At 65.5% G+C, this 14,991-nt stretch carries 16 protein-coding genes; 15 read left to right on the top strand and 1 reads right to left on the bottom strand.

The genetic code is table 11. From position 1 onward, the window contains the following. Window positions 1-3: 3 nt before the first annotated feature. The 15 genes from ACP156_RS09835 to ACP156_RS09765 all read left to right on the top strand — a co-directional run bounded on the left by ACP156_RS09835 (window position 4) and on the right by ACP156_RS09765 (window position 13,541). Entirely contained in the window at window positions 4-1,044 is a 1,041-nt protein-coding gene (locus ACP156_RS09835) for a TRAP transporter substrate-binding protein (protein WP_425051141.1), read from the top strand. Further along, window positions 1,044-1,559, top strand: coding sequence for a TRAP transporter small permease (locus ACP156_RS09830; RefSeq protein ID WP_425051140.1), 516 nt, complete (start codon window positions 1,044-1,046; stop codon window positions 1,557-1,559). The genes ACP156_RS09835 and ACP156_RS09830 overlap by 1 nt, the downstream gene beginning before the upstream one ends. A 1-nt stretch (window position 1,560) precedes the next feature. Then, window positions 1,561-2,919: a TRAP transporter large permease gene (locus ACP156_RS09825; protein ID WP_425051139.1), complete on the top strand. Its 1,359-nt coding sequence runs from the start codon at window positions 1,561-1,563 to the stop codon at window positions 2,917-2,919. A gap of 112 nt (window positions 2,920-3,031) precedes the next feature. After that, window positions 3,032-4,147 (top strand): 5-methyltetrahydropteroyltriglutamate--homocysteine S-methyltransferase, encoded by a 1,116-nt coding sequence (locus tag ACP156_RS09820; RefSeq protein ID WP_425051138.1) that lies wholly within the window; start codon window positions 3,032-3,034, stop codon window positions 4,145-4,147. A gap of 120 nt (window positions 4,148-4,267) precedes the next feature. Then, the gene (locus tag ACP156_RS09815; RefSeq protein ID WP_425051137.1) at window positions 4,268-4,732 is read left to right on the top strand and encodes a c-type cytochrome; all 465 of its coding nucleotides are present in this window, start codon (window positions 4,268-4,270) and stop codon (window positions 4,730-4,732) included. 91 nt (window positions 4,733-4,823) lie between these two features. Next, window positions 4,824-7,262 (top strand): heavy metal translocating P-type ATPase, encoded by a 2,439-nt coding sequence (locus ACP156_RS09810; protein WP_425051136.1) that lies wholly within the window; start codon window positions 4,824-4,826, stop codon window positions 7,260-7,262. After that, entirely contained in the window at window positions 7,259-7,654 is a 396-nt protein-coding gene (gene cueR / locus ACP156_RS09805) for a Cu(I)-responsive transcriptional regulator (RefSeq protein WP_425051135.1), read from the top strand. Before ACP156_RS09810 ends, cueR begins: the two co-directional genes overlap by 4 nt. A gap of 66 nt (window positions 7,655-7,720) precedes the next feature. Beyond that, window positions 7,721-8,494, top strand: coding sequence for an SDR family oxidoreductase (locus ACP156_RS09800; RefSeq protein ID WP_425051134.1), 774 nt, complete (start codon window positions 7,721-7,723; stop codon window positions 8,492-8,494). A gap of 218 nt (window positions 8,495-8,712) precedes the next feature. Continuing rightward, window positions 8,713-9,324: a ribonuclease D gene (locus ACP156_RS09795; RefSeq protein WP_425051133.1), complete on the top strand. Its 612-nt coding sequence runs from the start codon at window positions 8,713-8,715 to the stop codon at window positions 9,322-9,324. 21 nt (window positions 9,325-9,345) lie between these two features. Continuing rightward, the gene (locus tag ACP156_RS09790; RefSeq protein ID WP_425051132.1) at window positions 9,346-10,305 is read left to right on the top strand and encodes a KpsF/GutQ family sugar-phosphate isomerase; all 960 of its coding nucleotides are present in this window, start codon (window positions 9,346-9,348) and stop codon (window positions 10,303-10,305) included. Between the two features lie 3 nt (window positions 10,306-10,308). Beyond that, on the top strand, window positions 10,309-10,917 hold the full coding sequence (gene lptC, locus ACP156_RS09785; RefSeq protein WP_425051131.1) for an LPS export ABC transporter periplasmic protein LptC: 609 nt from the start codon (window positions 10,309-10,311) through the stop codon (window positions 10,915-10,917). Window positions 10,918-10,924: 7 nt separating this feature from the next. After that, a complete protein-coding gene (lptA, locus tag ACP156_RS09780; RefSeq protein WP_425051130.1) occupies window positions 10,925-11,428 on the top strand; it encodes a lipopolysaccharide transport periplasmic protein LptA in 504 nt (167 codons plus the stop codon). After that, entirely contained in the window at window positions 11,428-12,189 is a 762-nt protein-coding gene (lptB, locus tag ACP156_RS09775; protein WP_425051129.1) for an LPS export ABC transporter ATP-binding protein, read from the top strand. Before lptA ends, lptB begins: the two co-directional genes overlap by 1 nt. A gap of 267 nt (window positions 12,190-12,456) precedes the next feature. Then, window positions 12,457-13,032 carry a ribosome hibernation-promoting factor, HPF/YfiA family gene (gene hpf, locus ACP156_RS09770; RefSeq protein ID WP_425051128.1) on the top strand — a complete coding sequence of 192 codons (576 nt, stop codon included), beginning with the start codon at window positions 12,457-12,459 and terminating at the stop codon, window positions 13,030-13,032. 44 nt (window positions 13,033-13,076) lie between these two features. Continuing rightward, on the top strand, window positions 13,077-13,541 hold the full coding sequence (locus ACP156_RS09765; protein ID WP_425051127.1) for a PTS sugar transporter subunit IIA: 465 nt from the start codon (window positions 13,077-13,079) through the stop codon (window positions 13,539-13,541). A gap of 16 nt (window positions 13,542-13,557) precedes the next feature. Here ACP156_RS09765 and ACP156_RS09760 read toward each other — a convergent pair whose 3' ends face one another. Continuing rightward, window positions 13,558-14,988 (bottom strand): sulfotransferase domain-containing protein, encoded by a 1,431-nt coding sequence (locus ACP156_RS09760; protein ID WP_425051126.1) that lies wholly within the window; start codon window positions 14,986-14,988, stop codon window positions 13,558-13,560. Between the last annotated feature and the right edge of the window lie 3 nt (window positions 14,989-14,991).

Below are 14,991 nucleotides of genomic sequence, written 5' to 3'. Positions count from 1 at the left end.
ACCATGAGACTCAAGACTCTGCTTACCACGATCGCGGCCAGCGCCGTGTCGGTCGCGATGGCCGGCTCGGTCGCCGCGCAGGAATACACGTTCAAACTGCACCACATGCTGGGCGCTCAGGCCCCGGCACAGACCAACATGCTCGAGCCCTGGGCCAAGCAGGTCGAAGAGAACTCCGGCGGCCGCGTGAAGATCGAGATCTTCCCGGCGATGACCCTCGGCGGCACCCCGCCCGAACTGGTGCAGCAGGCCCGTGACGGCGTGGTCGACATCATCTGGACCGTCAACGGCTATACCCCGGGTCAGTTCCCGCGCACCGAAGTGTTCGAACTGCCGGGCGTCTACCTGAACGACATCTCGGCCGCCAACAAGGCGATGTATGACATGTTCGACGACTACCTCGCCGAGGACTACAAAGGTCTCGAGGTGATGTGGCTGCACGTGCACGCCGGTCAGGCGATCATGTCTGTCGACACCGAGATCCGCAGCCCCGACGACATGTCGGGCATGAAGGTCCGTATCCCGTCGCGGACCGGCGGCTGGGTCATCGAAGCCCTGGGCGCGTCGCCGCTGGCCATGCCGGTGCCGGAAGTTCCCGCCGCTCTGTCGAAGAAGGTCGTCGAAGCCACCTTCCTGCCGTGGGAGATCATTCCGCCGCTCAAGCTGCAGAACCAGATCGAATACTTCATCGAAGGCGCCAACGAGACCCGTTTCGGCACCACCACCTTCCAGGTTTCGATGAACCAGGCCAAGTGGGACAGCCTGCCGGACGACATCAAGGCCGCCTTCAAGGACGCCTCGGGCCGTGACTGGTGGGACGAAGTCGGTAACGTCTGGCGCGCCGGCGACGACTTCGGCATCAAGATGGCCGAAGACGCGGGCAAGACCCACGTTATGCTGAGCGAAGACGAGACGGCGGCCTTCATCACCGCGCTCGAGCCGGTGCAGGATCGCTGGATCGAAGAAGTCACCGCCAAAGGCATCGACGGTGCAGGCCTTGTCCAGACGGCCAAGGACATGATCGCCGAGAATACCGACAAGTAATGGCGGACGATTACGCATCCGGGACGAGGCTTCACGGCCTCGTCCTCCGCATCTGCACCGGCTGGGCGATCCTGGGCGGTGTGGTGCTTTTGGCCGTGGTGGCGGTTAACGTCGCCTCGGTGGTCGGAGCCATGGCGTTCAACGCAGCGGTGCCCGGCGACTTCGAACTGACCGAGCTGGGCGTCGCCATCGCCGCCTTCTCCTTCCTCCCCTACTGCCAGATCGCTGGGCTGAACGTGTCGGCCGACATCTTCACCGCCCGCGCTTCGAAATTCTGGCTTTCCGTGTTTTCCCTGCTGGGCGCCCTGATCGCGCTTGGCTTCGGCGCCGTCCTTTTGTGGCGCATGTATTACGGCATGATCGACCAGCGCACCTACGACTCGACCACCGCGATCCTCTCGATCCCGATGTGGTGGGGTTACGCCGGCTGCCTGCTGTCGCTCGCCCTGCTTGTCGTCGCCAGCTTCGCGTCTGTCGTCGACTCTCTTCACGCCATGACCAAAGGGGCGCGCTGACATGGATCCGATCACCCTTGGCGTCCTCAGCCTTGTCATCCTTGTCGCGCTGATCGCGATCCGGATTCCAATCGGCTATTCGATGATCGTTGTCGGCGGCGTCGGCATCATGATCGTGAACGGGCCGCTGATCCTGATGTCCCAGCTCAAGACGCTGGGCTGGGGCGTGTTCTCGAACTACGGCCTGTCGGTCGTGCCGATGTTCATCCTGATGGGCGCCCTGGCCTCGCGCGCGGGGCTAAGTCAGGCGCTGTTCCGGGGCGCGAATGCGTGGCTGGGCTGGATGCGCGGCGGCACCGCCATGGCGGCCATCGCCGGCTGTGCGGGCTTCGGCGCCGTCTGCGGTTCCTCGCTGGCCACCGCGTCGACCATGGGCAAGGTCGCCCTGCCGGAACTGAAGCGGTACAATTACTCGGGCGCGCTGGCGACGGGCTCGCTGGCCGCGGGCGGCGTGCTGGGCATCCTGATTCCGCCGTCGGTCGTGCTGATCATCTATGCCATCATCGTCGAGGCAAACATCGTCACGATGTTCGCCGCCGCGATGATCCCCGGCCTGCTTGCCGTGGTCCTGTTCATCCTGACCATCGCGATCTACGTCTGGATCAAACCCGAAGCGGGTCCGCGCCACAGCGGCGTCGACCTCAAGGAATGGCGCGACGCCACCATCGGGATGATCCCGGTCGCGGTGATCTTCGGCCTTGTCCTCGGCGGCATCTATGGCGGGTTCTTCAACCCGACCCCCGCCGCCGCAGTCGGTGCGGCGCTGGTCTGGATCTACGGCACCATCAAAGGCCGTCTGAACCTTGCGGCTCTGTTCGACTCGCTGAAGGAAACCGCGGGCACCACCGGCATGATCTACCTGATCCTCATCGGCGCCGAGCTGATGAAGATCTTCATGTCGCGCATCGGTCTGCCGCAGGCCACCGCCGAATGGATCGCCAACTCGGGGCTTGCGCCCTTCGTGGTCGTGGCGATCCTGCTGGTGGCGCTGATCCTGCTGGGCTGCCTGATGGACTCGCTGTCGATGATCCTGCTGGTGATCCCGTTCTTCTGGCCGGTGCTGGTCGAGATCAACGGCGGCCTCTACATGGGGGCCGAAGGCTCTGGCTTTGGCATGTCGACCGAGGATCTGAAGATCTGGTTCGGGATCCTGGCGTTGATCGTCGTGGAACTCGGATTGATCACGCCACCTGTGGGGATGAACGTGTTCGTCATCTCGGCACTGGCGAAGGACACGCCCATGTCCGAGACGTTCAAGGGCGTCCTGCCCTTCTTCGGGGCCGAACTGGTCCGCGTGACCATCCTGTTCGCCTTCCCCGCCATCACCCTGTGGCTGCCGCAAGTCATCGGCGCCTGGTGACGAAATTGCCGGCGGCGCGCGTCCTGCGTGCCGCCGGTCTTCTGCGCATGTGTCGCTGAATGGGTGCGCAGAGCCTGTGCCGGTCCCGGCACGAACCGCAACGGAGCATTCAATGACCGATCTCAAACCGCCTTTCCGCGCCGACCACGTGGGCAGCCTTCTGCGCCCCGCGTCCATCGTCGCCGCGCGCAAGAAATTCTATGAAGAGAAATCCATCGACGCCGCCGAACTGAAGGCCGTCGAAGACGCCGCGATCCCCGACCTGATCAAGATGCAGGAAGACGTGGGCCTGAAAGCCGTGACCGACGGCGAGGCGCGCCGGTCGTTCTGGCACTATGACTTCATGGGGATGCTGACCGGCCTCGATCTGGACGAACGCGACGAAGGCGTGCAGTTCGCCGGCGTCAAGCTGCGCCCGATCTTCCCGACGATCACCGGAAAGCTCGACTTCCCGGAAGATCACCCGATGATCGAGCACTTCAAGTTCGTCGCCGCCAACACCAAGGTCGTGCCGAAGATCTCGATCCCGGGTCCGTCCTGCTGTCACTTCCGCACCGCTCTCGAAGACATCCACGTCCCCGAGTACAAGGAAGACCCGCAGGCGCTGTTCGCGGATCTTGCCGCGACGTACAAGAAAGCGGTCGACACCTTCTACAAGGCCGGCTGCCGCTATCTGCAGATGGACGACATCTTCTTCGCCTACCTCTGCGACCCCAAGCACCGCGCCGAGAAAAAGGCCAACGGGCAGGACCCCGACTGGCTGATCGAGCGCTATTCGTGGATGCTGCGCGAAGCGATCAAGGACCGACCGTCCGACATGTACATCGGCATGCACATGTGCCGCGGCAACTTCCGGTCGACCCATGCCGCCGAGGGCGCCTATGACCTTGCGGCCGAGTCGATCTTCTCGACCGGCGTCGATATCTTCTTCATGGAGTATGACACCGATCGCGCCGGCGGGCTGGAACCGCTCAAGCTGCTGCCGAAGGGCAACCAGCGCGTTCTGCCGGGCTTCATCACCACCAAGACGGCCGAGCTGGAAGACATCGACTGGCTGAAGTCCAAGTTCGACGAGGCGTCCAAATACGTCGACATCGACCAGCTGGGCATCGCGCCCCAGTGCGGCTTCGCCTCGACCGAGGAAGGCAACGCGATCACGCCGGACGACCAGAAGCGCAAGCTGGAACTGGTCGTGAAGACCGCCGAAGCGATCTGGGGCGGCGTCTGAGCCATCCCGCGACCCCTGCCCGCCGGGCGGGGGTCACGCCCTTGTCAGCGCTTCACCGTTGACCTTCCCCCTGCTGGAAGCCTTACGCCATGTCGGACCCGTCACCGACCAGAGGCTCCGATGCCCGGCAAGCTTTTTCGTATCGTTCCCGTCGCCCTGATCTGCATACCGCTCGCGGGCCATGCACAGGCGCCCCGCATGCCCGACGACGCCGACCCGGAGCGGGGCGAAGCCCTTTACGCCGAGAACTGCGCCAGCTGCCATGGCGCCGAACTGGAAGGCGAGGCGCCCGACTGGCGCACCGCCAAAGAGGACGGCACCCTGCCCGCCCCGCCGCACGACGAGACCGGGCACACATGGCATCACGGCGACATCCACCTGTTCGCCTACACGCTGCTGGGCGGCGAGGAATCGCTGCGCCGTATGGGGATCGAAGGCGTGCCCAGCGCGATGCCTGCGTTCGGCGACACGCTGACCGAGGCGGAGATTTGGGACATCCTCGCCTTCATCAAGTCAACGTGGCCCGAACGCATTCAGGACGCGCAGGCGGAACGGTCGCAAGCAGAGCGCTTGGCGACCGAGTAGGCAAGAGAGGCCGAATCTTGTCATGACCTCTTGACCTTCCAGTCACTGGAAACCTTATGTGCCTAGCCGGAACAGAAAACGGCAGGGCGTCATGACCGATCTCACACTCAACATTCAGGGCCTGCATTGCGCCTCATGCGTCGGACGCGTCGAGAAGACGCTGCGCGCCGTGCCCGGTGTGCGCGAGGCGAACGTCAACCTAGCCACGGAACAGGGGCGCGTCAGCTTCGACGACCCCGCGACGGCGGACGACATCCTGTCCGCGCTGATCAAGACGGGAAACCCCGCCTCGGTCGAAGAAGTGACGCTGGACATCGGCGGGATGCACTGTGCGTCTTGCGTGGGCCGGGTCGAGAAGGCCCTGCGCGCCGCTCCCGGCGTGGTCGAGGCCAACGTGAACCTCGCCACCGAGTCCGCGCTGGTGCGCTATCTCCCCGGTGCCGTGACGCCTCAGGCGCTGGCGGGCTTCGGGTCGGACAGCGGATACGAGACGAAGGTGCGGGCCGGTGACGATCATTCGCACCACGACCACATGGCGCATGCCAAGGCCGAGGATGCGGCCCGCCTGAAGCGCGCGACGCTGCTGGCGGCGGTGCTGGCCGCGCCGGTCTTCGTGATCGAGATGGGCAGCCACGTGATCCCGGGGATGCACGAGCTGGTGATGAACACCATCGGCATGCAGACCAGCCGTATCCTTCAGTTCGTCCTGACCACCATCATCCTTGTCGGTCCGGGCCGCGAATTCTATCGCATCGGCATCCCCGCCCTGCTGCGCGGCGCGCCCGAGATGAACTCGCTTGTCGCTCTGGGCACGGCGGCAGCCTATCTCTATTCCGTCGCCGCCACCTTCGCGCCGGGGATCTTTCCCGAGGGCGCGGCCAACGTCTATTTCGAATCCGCCGCCGTCATCGTGGTGCTGATCCTGCTGGGCCGCTGGCTTGAGGCCCGCGCCAAGGGCCGCACCGGCGCGGCGATCCGCAAGCTGATCGCGCTGCAACCCGACACCGCCCGCGTCGAACGGGACGGCAAGACCGTCGACCGCCCCATCGCCGAGATCGTGACCGGCGACATGATCCATGTCCGCCCCGGCGAACGGATCGCGGTGGACGGCGCGGTCGTGTCCGGCGATAGCCACGTCGACGAAAGCATGATCAGCGGCGAGCCCCTGCCCGTTCACAAGAGCGACGGCGATCCCGTCACCGGCGGCACGGTGAACGGCGCGGGTGCGCTGGTGTTCCGCGCCACCCATGTCGGCGCCGATACCACTCTGTCGCGCATCGTCGCGATGGTCGAACAGGCGCAAGGCGCCAAGCTTCCGATCCAAAGCGTCGTCGACCGCATCACCGCGTGGTTCGTTCCCGCCGTGATCGCCGCCGCGCTGCTGACGCTGGCCGCTTGGCTGGTGTTCGGCCCCGGCGTCGGCCACGCGCTAGTCGCCGCCGTCGCGGTTCTTATCATCGCCTGCCCCTGCGCGATGGGTCTGGCCGTGCCCACCTCGATCATGGTCGGCACCGGTCGCGCCGCCGAACTTGGCGTGCTGTTCCGAAAGGGCGATGCGCTGCAGGCGCTGCAAGGGGTTGGTGTCGTCGCGCTGGACAAGACCGGCACCGTGACCGAGGGGCACCCCGAACTGACCGATATCGCCGTGACCGGCGAGATGTCCGAGGACGACGTGCTGCGGTTCGCCGCCGCTGTCGAGGGTCAGTCCGAACACCCGGTGGCGCAGGCGCTGCTGCGCGCGGCCGAGACGCGCGGGCTGGACCTGCCCACGGTCGAAGGCTTCCGCTCGATCACCGGCTACGGCGTGGAAGGCACGGTCGCGGGGCGCAAGGTCATCGTCGGCGCTCGCCGCCTGATGGAGCGTGACGGCATCGCCGTCGGCGACGCGATCATCGAAGGCGCCGGCAAGACACCACTTTATGTCGCCGTCGACGGGACACTCGCCGCCGCCATCGCAGTCTCTGACCCGGTGAAACCCACCAGCCGCGCCGCCATCGCCGCGCTGCACGACATGGGCCTGAAGGTCGCGATGATCACCGGCGACGCGCAGTCCACCGCCGAGGCCATCGCCGCCGAGGTCGGCATCGACAAGGTGGTGGCCGAGGTGCTTCCCGACGGAAAGGTCGCCGCGGTCGAAACGCTGCGCAAGGACGGCGCGAAGCTTGCCTTCGTCGGCGACGGCATCAACGACGCCCCGGCGCTGGCCGCCGCCGACGTGGGCATCGCAATCGGCACCGGCACCGACGTGGCAATCGAAACGGCGGACGTGGTGCTGATGTCCGGCGACCTTGGCGGCGTGGCACGGGCCTTCGGCGTCTCTCACGCGGTGATGCGAAACATCCGCCAGAACCTGATGTGGGCCTTCGGCTACAACGTCGCCCTGATCCCGGTGGCGGCGGGTGTGCTGTACCCGGCCTTCGGGCTGCAACTGTCGCCGATGCTGGCAGCGGGCGCGATGGCGCTGTCCAGCGTCTTCGTCCTGTCCAACGCCCTGCGCCTGCGCCGGGCCAACACGAGAGACGCTGCATGAACATCTCGGACGCCGCCGACCGCAGCGGCCTGCCCGCCAAGACGATCCGCTACTACGAGGACATCGGGCTGGTCCGCCCCGCCCGCAGCGAAAACGGCTACCGCGACTTTGGCGAGACGGAATTGCACAAGCTGGTGTTCCTTGGCCGCGCCCGGGCGCTGGGCTTCACCATCGAGGACTGCCGCGCCCTGCTGGCGCTGTACGAGGACGACGACCGCGCCAGCGGCGACGTCAAGCGGATCGCCGAAGGCCATCTCGACCAGATCAACCAGAAGATCGCGGACCTCGAGGCGATGCGCGCGACCCTGTCGCACCTCGTCGCCTGCTGCCACGGGGACGACCGGCCCGACTGCCCGATCCTCGAAGGGCTGGGCGGACCGGCGCAGGCTTGAACTCCGCTTCGTTCCGGAGTGTGTTTCCCGCAAGGGAACGCCCCTGACGGGCGGGGAGGAGAGATCATGAAGACCGGAACCGCGCTGTTCGACCTGACCGGGCGGCGCGCGCTCGTCACCGGCTCCAGCCAGGGCATCGGCTTTGCGCTGGCGCGGGGGCTGGCCGAGGCGGGCGCCGAGGTCGTGCTGAGCGGGCGCGATCCGAACAAGGTGGGTGACGCGGCGGAAGAGCTTCGGAACGAGGGCCACGTGCCGCACGAACTGGCCTTCGACGTCACCGACCACGACGCCGTCCGCCGCGCCATCGACGGGTTCGAGGCGCATACCGGCCCCATCGACATCCTTGTCAACAACGCCGGGATGCAGTTTCGCGGTCCGCTGGAGGACTACCCCGCCGACCGGTTCGAGGCGCTTTTGCAGACCAACGTCGCCAGCGTCTTCCACGCCGGGCAAGCCGCCGCGCGGCACATGATCGCCCGGGGCCGGGGCCGGATCATCAATATCGCCAGCGTCCAGTCCGCACTCGCCCGCCCCGGCATCGCGCCCTACACGGCCACCAAGGGGGCGGTCGCGAACCTGACCAAGGGCATGGCGACCGACTGGGCGCGGCACGGCTTGAACTGCAACGCGATCGCGCCGGGCTACTTCGACACCCCGCTGAACGCCGCGCTGGTGGCCGACCCCGAGTTCAGCGCATGGCTGGAAAAGCGCACCCCTGCGGGTCGCTGGGGCCGGGTCGAGGAACTGACCGGCGCCTGCGTCTTCCTTGCCTCGGACGCATCGAGCTTCGTCAACGGACACGTGCTGTATGTCGACGGCGGGATTACCGCGTCGTTGTAGGGGGCTCTGCCCCCGTCACACTGCGTGTGACTCCCCCGGGATATTTCCGGACCAAAGAAGTCGACAACGCTTCGCGCTTCTTTGGTCGGCAAATATCCCGGGGAGCGCGAGGGGCTGGCCCCTCGCCGCGCCACGCCCATCACAGGCGATACGTTTACAGGCCGTGCGGAAAGGCCTATTCGCGTCGGGAAACGCCAGCGAGACGCGCGGAGCCCTTCATGACGAACCACCTCTACAAGAACGATCTGCCCGACGGGCTGGACCTTGGCCCCGTCGTGGCCATCGACTGCGAGACGATGGGACTGAACCCGCACCGAGACCGGCTGTGCGTGGTGCAGATGTCCGGCGGCGATGGCGACGCGCATCTGGTGCAGGTCGAGAAAGGCCAGACCGAGGCGCCGAACCTTGCACGGATGCTGGAGAATCCGGACGTGCTGAAGCTGTTCCACTTTGGCCGCTTCGACATCGCCGCAATGTACCACGCCTTCGGCGCGCTGGCCGCGCCGGTCTATTGCACCAAGATCGCCAGCAAGCTGATCCGCACCTACACCGACCGGCACGGGCTGAAGAACCTGCTGCAAGAGCTGCTGGACGTCGATGTTTCGAAGCAGCAGCAGATGAGCGACTGGGGCGCTGCCGAGCTGACCAAGGCGCAGCTGGAATACGCCGCTTCGGATGTTCTGTACCTGCATGCGCTGCGCGAGAAGCTGAACGAGCGGCTGCACCGCGAGGGACGGATGGACCTGGCGCAGGCCTGTTTCGACTTTCTTCCGACCCGCGCGCGGCTGGATCTTGCCGGGTGGCCTGAAATCGACGTCTTCGCACACTAGATAGGTCGGATGCTGGACCGAATGGACAAGACCACCTTTCTGAACACCGGACGCCGGGTGATCGGCCGCGAGGCCGACGCGCTGAAGGTGCTGTCCGATGCGCTGGACGACCGGTTCGCGGATGCGGTCGAGACCATCCTGACCGCGCCGGGCCGGGTGATCGTGTCCGGCATGGGCAAGTCGGGGCACGTGGCGCGGAAGATCGCGGCGACCTTCGCCTCGACCGGCACACCTGCGCAGTTCGTGCATCCGGCAGAGGCCAGCCACGGCGATCTCGGGATGATTGCGCGGGGCGACGTGGTGCTGGTGCTGTCCAATTCCGGCGAAACGCCCGAGCTTGCCGATCTTATCGCCTACACCCGCCGTTTCGGCATCGCGCTGATCGGCGTGGCAAGCCGCGCCGAAAGCACGCTGATGCGTCAGTGTGACGTGCAGCTTGTTCTGCCCGCCGCCGAGGAGGCCTGTGACACCGGCGTCGTGCCGACGACCTCGACCACAATGACGCTGGCATTGGGCGACGCGCTGGCCGTGGCCTTGATGAAGCACCGCCATTTCACGCCCGAGAACTTCCGCGAGTTCCACCCCGGCGGCAAGCTGGGCGCGCGGCTGACGAAGGTGCGCGACCTGATGCATGCCGACATGCCGCTTGTCGCGCGCGACACCTCGATGGGTGAGGCGCTGATCGAGATGAGCCGCAAGGGCTTCGGCGTGATCGGGGTAACCGACCCGGACGGAACGCTTGCCGGGATCATCACCGACGGCGACCTGCGGCGGCATATGGCCGGGCTGCTGGACCACGTCGCCGCGGATGTCATGACGGTCGGCCCGCGCACCATCGCCCCCGGCGCGCTGGCCGAGCAGGCGGTGGCCGAGATGAACGGTGCCCGTATCACCTCGCTCTTCGTGGTCGAGCCCGAGGGCAGCCGGAACGCGGTCGGACTTCTGCACCTGCACGACTGTCTTCGCGCCGGCGTGGGCTAAGCCATGCGCGCCTACGACAACGCCTATTCCCGTATCGTGTCGTGGCTGAAGGTGCTGCTGCCGCTGTTGGCGCTGGCGATCCTGTCGACGCTGTTTCTTGTCGCGCGCACCATCGACCCGGCGCAGGACATCCCGTTTTCGGACATCGACATCGACGAGTTGATGAACGAACCGCGCATCGGCGCGCCGACGTTTTCCGGGATGACCGAGGGCGGCGCGGCCTTCTCGCTGTCGGCCGACCGCGCGGTGCCCGACCCCGAGAACACGGGCCGGCTGTCGGGCAGCGACGTGCGCGCCGCGATCGATCTGCCGGAAGGCATCCGCGTCGACGTCGCTTCGGACACCGCCGAGATCGACAACGACGCGCGGACCGCCGGGATGACCGGGAATGTCGAGGTGGCGTCGTCCAACGGCATGACGCTGACTTCTGGCGATCTGACCATCGACTTCGACGCGCTTCGGCTTTGGACCGACAGCGCCGTCGCGCTGACCGGGCCGGAGATGACGCTGGACGCCGGACGTGCCGAACTGGTGAGCGAAGGTGACGGGTCTGGCCCCTACGTGCTGGTTTTCAAGGACGGCGTGAAGCTGCTATACGATCCCAAACAGTGAGGCCCCGATGATTTCGGCAAAGCGTTTTCTTGCAGCCCTCTGGGCTATTACGTTCCTCGCCGCGGCGCCGGCTTTCGGGCAGGCGACGGTCCGGCTGGGGGTCGAGAACCACGACAGCGCGCAGCCGGTCGAGATCACCTCGGAAGAGCTTTCGCTGAACCAGCAGGGCGGCACCGCGACCTTCACCGGCGGCGTCATCGTCGGACAGGGCGATCTTGTGATGACCTGCGAGCGCATGGTGGTGGAATACGGATCCGGCGATACCGGCGGCAACGAGATCCGGATCATCCGCATGTTCGGCGGCGTGACCTTCGCCGGCCCGACCGAGGCCGCGGAATCCGACGAGGCGGTCTATACGCTTGCAGACGAGACCATCGTGCTGACCGGCAACGTGCTGGTGACCCAGGGCGCGACGGCGCTGTCTTCGGACCGGCTGACCTATAACCTGGCGTCCGGCGCCGGGCAGATGGAAGGGCGGGTGAAGACGATCCTGAACCCGGGCAGCAACTGATGGACTCCGTGACGCCGTTCAGCGTGACCGAGGGCGCCGCCGGGCTGCGGGTGGTGAACCTGCGCAAGAGCTATCGCAAGAAAACGGTGATCCGGGACGTCAGCCTGGAGCTTGGCCGCGGCGAGGTCGTCGCGCTGCTGGGTCCGAACGGGTCGGGCAAGACCACAAGCTTTTACGCCATCGCCGGGCTGATCAGCCCCGAGGGCGGGCAGGTGCTGATCGACGGACGCGACGTCACGTATCTGCCGATGTATCGCCGCGCGAAGCTGGGGATCGGCTATCTGCCGCAGGAGGTTTCGATCTTCCGCGGCCTGACGGTCGAAGACAACATTCTGGCGATTCTCGAGATTTCTATCCCCAACCGGAAACGCCGGCAGGACCGTCTGGAAGAGCTTCTGTCGGAATTTTCGATCACGCATATCCGTCGCGCCAGCGCCCTTTCTCTATCTGGGGGCGAGCGCAGGCGGGTCGAAATCGCGCGCTGTCTGGCTGCCGATCCCAAGTATCTGCTGCTTGACGAGCCCTTCGCAGGCGTCGACCCGATCGCCGTGGGCGAGATCCGCGGGCTGGTGGCGGACCTGAAGACGCGCGGCATCGGGGTGCTGATCACCGACCACAACGTGCGCGAGACTCTCGAGATCGTGGATCGCGCATATATCCTGCACGACGGCAAGGTGTTGATGAGCGGCACAACCGACGAGGTCGTGAAAGACGAGAACGTGCGCCGGGTCTATCTTGGCCAGTCCTTCCGCATCACCTGAGAAAATGCGTCGAAATGTCCGGCATTTTCGCCGTTTTCCGGCGTTCCGCAGTTTCTGGCCTGTTGACTTGAAGGTCGTGGACGGCGCCAATAGATATGATGCGTGACTCAGGAATTCCCCTTCTTGCAGGGGCTTACACGCCCTGCACGGAAGACGCCCGGCCCTGCCGGAAGCGACGGACGATGCAATACGAACATCATCCCTGCCATCTGTATCCGCACGCGACTGGCGCGCGCGGCCTGATGGCCTATTAGTCGAGGAGGTACCATGCGCTACCAGATCACCGGAAAACAGATCGACATCGGCGAAGCGCTGCAAATCCATGTGCAGAACGGACTTGGCGAGATCGTCGAAAAATACTCTCAGCGTCCGACCGACGCGCTGGTGACGTTCTCGAAGAACGCGCACGAGTATGTCTGCGAGACGGTGGTGCATCTTTCGACCGGCCTGACCGCTCAGGCGCGCGCACATGCGACCGAAATCTATGCAGCATTCGAGGGCTGCGCCGAGAAGATGGACAAGCAACTGCGCCGCTACAAGCGCCGGTTGAAAGACCATCACAAGGACCGTGCACAGCCTGTTGAACTATTTGAGGCAAATTCGTATATCCTCGCCGCATCGGAAGACGAGCACAGCGAAGAGCCTGACAGCCTGCAGCCGATCATCGTCGCAGAGATGCAGACGAAGATCCCGTCGCTTTCAGTTGGGGAAGCGGTGATGCAGATGGAACTGGCGGGCGCGCCCGTGCTGGTTTTCCGCAACGAAGGAAACTCCGGCGTGAACGTGGTTTATCGTCGGGATGATGGGAACATAGGCTGGATCGATCCTGCCAACGCAAGCTAAGCGACGGATCGACCAACGGTCTTGGACAGACATTCTAGAGGTCAATGGAACTTTCGAGCATTCTGCAGCCGGAAGCGGTTCGGGTACTGAACAGCCTGACCAGCAAGAAACGCCTGTTCCATGAACTGGGCGAGATTGCTGCGGCCGTTTACCATCTTCCGCAATCCGACACGGTCGAAAGCCTGATGGAGCGCGAGTCGCTTGGACCTACAGGCGTGGGGCACGGCATTGCCCTGCCCCATGCCCGTCTGGAAGGTCTGGAACAGGTTCGCGGCGTGTTCCTGCGGATCGAGAAGCCCTTGGACTTCGACTCGGTCGACCGTCAGCCGGTCGACCTTGTCTTCGCGCTGCTTGCGCCGTCCGCGTCTGGTGTCGATCACCTGCGCGCACTGGCGTTGGTGTCGCGCACGCTGCGCGATCCCGACATCTGCGCCAAGCTGCGGGCAAACGACGACGCCGCGACGCTGCATGCGGTTCTGACCGAACTGCCGACCAGCGAAGCCGCCTGAGACAAGGCGGGGCGGTTCAGCCCCGCTGCCAGGCGCGAAACCCGTACATCATGTAATCCCGCTGATAGGCCGCGCGCACCGCGGCCTCGACCTCGTCGTCATAGTAGTCGGCCAGTGGAACCGGGGCGTCGTCGAAGAACGGCGGCGGCGCGGGCGCGTCCACTCCGGTCTGCACGGCAAGCTGGGCGAGGCCCTCGGCCAGCGTCTCTTCCCGCAAGATCATGTCGGGCAACTGCACCTCTGCCATGCCGCGCAGGATCTCGAATTGCGAGGCCCACGCCTCGTCCACCCGGATGCTGGTCTGGCCGCCAAGGTTACCCGCGATGAACTTCGCGAACCCAAGGAAGGCGGCGCGTTGGGCAGCGGCGTCATAGTCGCGGCCCGGTCCGTCCTCTGGCAACGGCACGCCGTAGTGCTTGCGCAGCGTCTCGCGGATCTCGTGGAACACGCCCGGTCCCTCGACCGGCAGGATGTGGCGCGCGAAGGCCGTGTGCAGGCGCAGGACCGGGTGACGCAGCACGGTGAACACGCGGTGGCCCTTGTGCTGGCGTTTCCACTGGCGCAGCGACTTCTGGAAGAATCCGGTCAACAACTGTTCCGGCTCTGCCCCGTCCAGCGCGGCAAGCCACGGAAGCACCTGCGCCTCGGGTCCGCTGGGGATCGGCTGGTACATCAACGGCGCTTTCACGGCGGCGACGTAAGAGGGCACCGCGCGACTGCGCCGGGGCTCGAAATTCGGCGTGCGGTTCAGGTCAAAGCGGTCAAGCCGCGCCAAGGCTGCCTGCATGTCGTCGAAATTCGCGACCTTGTCCTGCAAGGGCTGCGGGTTCTGCACCTTGGTCGCCTTCGAGGTCCGTTGCTTCTGGTGGTCGACGCCAAGGAACTTCGCCAGCCCGTCCAGCACCTCGAGATCCTGTAGATCCTCGTAAGCGATGTAGAACGCCGTCTGCCCAGAGGTCTGCAGCCCGTGCAGCAGCTTCAACTGGAACGCCTGCAAGCGTTCGACATGGGCAACGAAATCCTCGGCATCGAACTGCGCCTGCGCGGTCTTGGCCTTCTTCATGTCACCCAGCCGCCACTGACCGGTGGCCTGCGCGATCTTGTAGGACACGTAGCTGTCGACCGGATTGCGGGTGAGGATCACCTTGGCGCAGCGCGGGTCGGCCAGCGCCTGTGTCAGAATGCGCGGGTCGTGGTCGTGGAAGAACCGGAAGCCGGCCAGCCCCTCTGTGCGATCACGGATGCGCGCCAGCAGGCGGTTCGGGTCTTCTTCCCGCTCGGCCATCGAGACATCGAGATACGAGAACCGGTCCGCCTTGCCGATGAAGTGCGGGTTGAACAGCTCTCCGTGGCAGGTCAGGCCGGGATAGTCGTTGATGTTCTCTTCAAGAAAGTTCGACCCGGTGCGCATCTCGGCGAAGACGATGAAATAGTCGAACTGCGCCATCGG

It is taken from the genome of Psychromarinibacter sp. S121 (assembly GCF_049801035.1).
GTDB lineage: Bacteria > Pseudomonadota > Alphaproteobacteria > Rhodobacterales > Rhodobacteraceae > Psychromarinibacter.
Note: the sequence above shows the minus strand (reverse complement) of the source record. Positions and strands in the feature narration are given on the sequence as shown.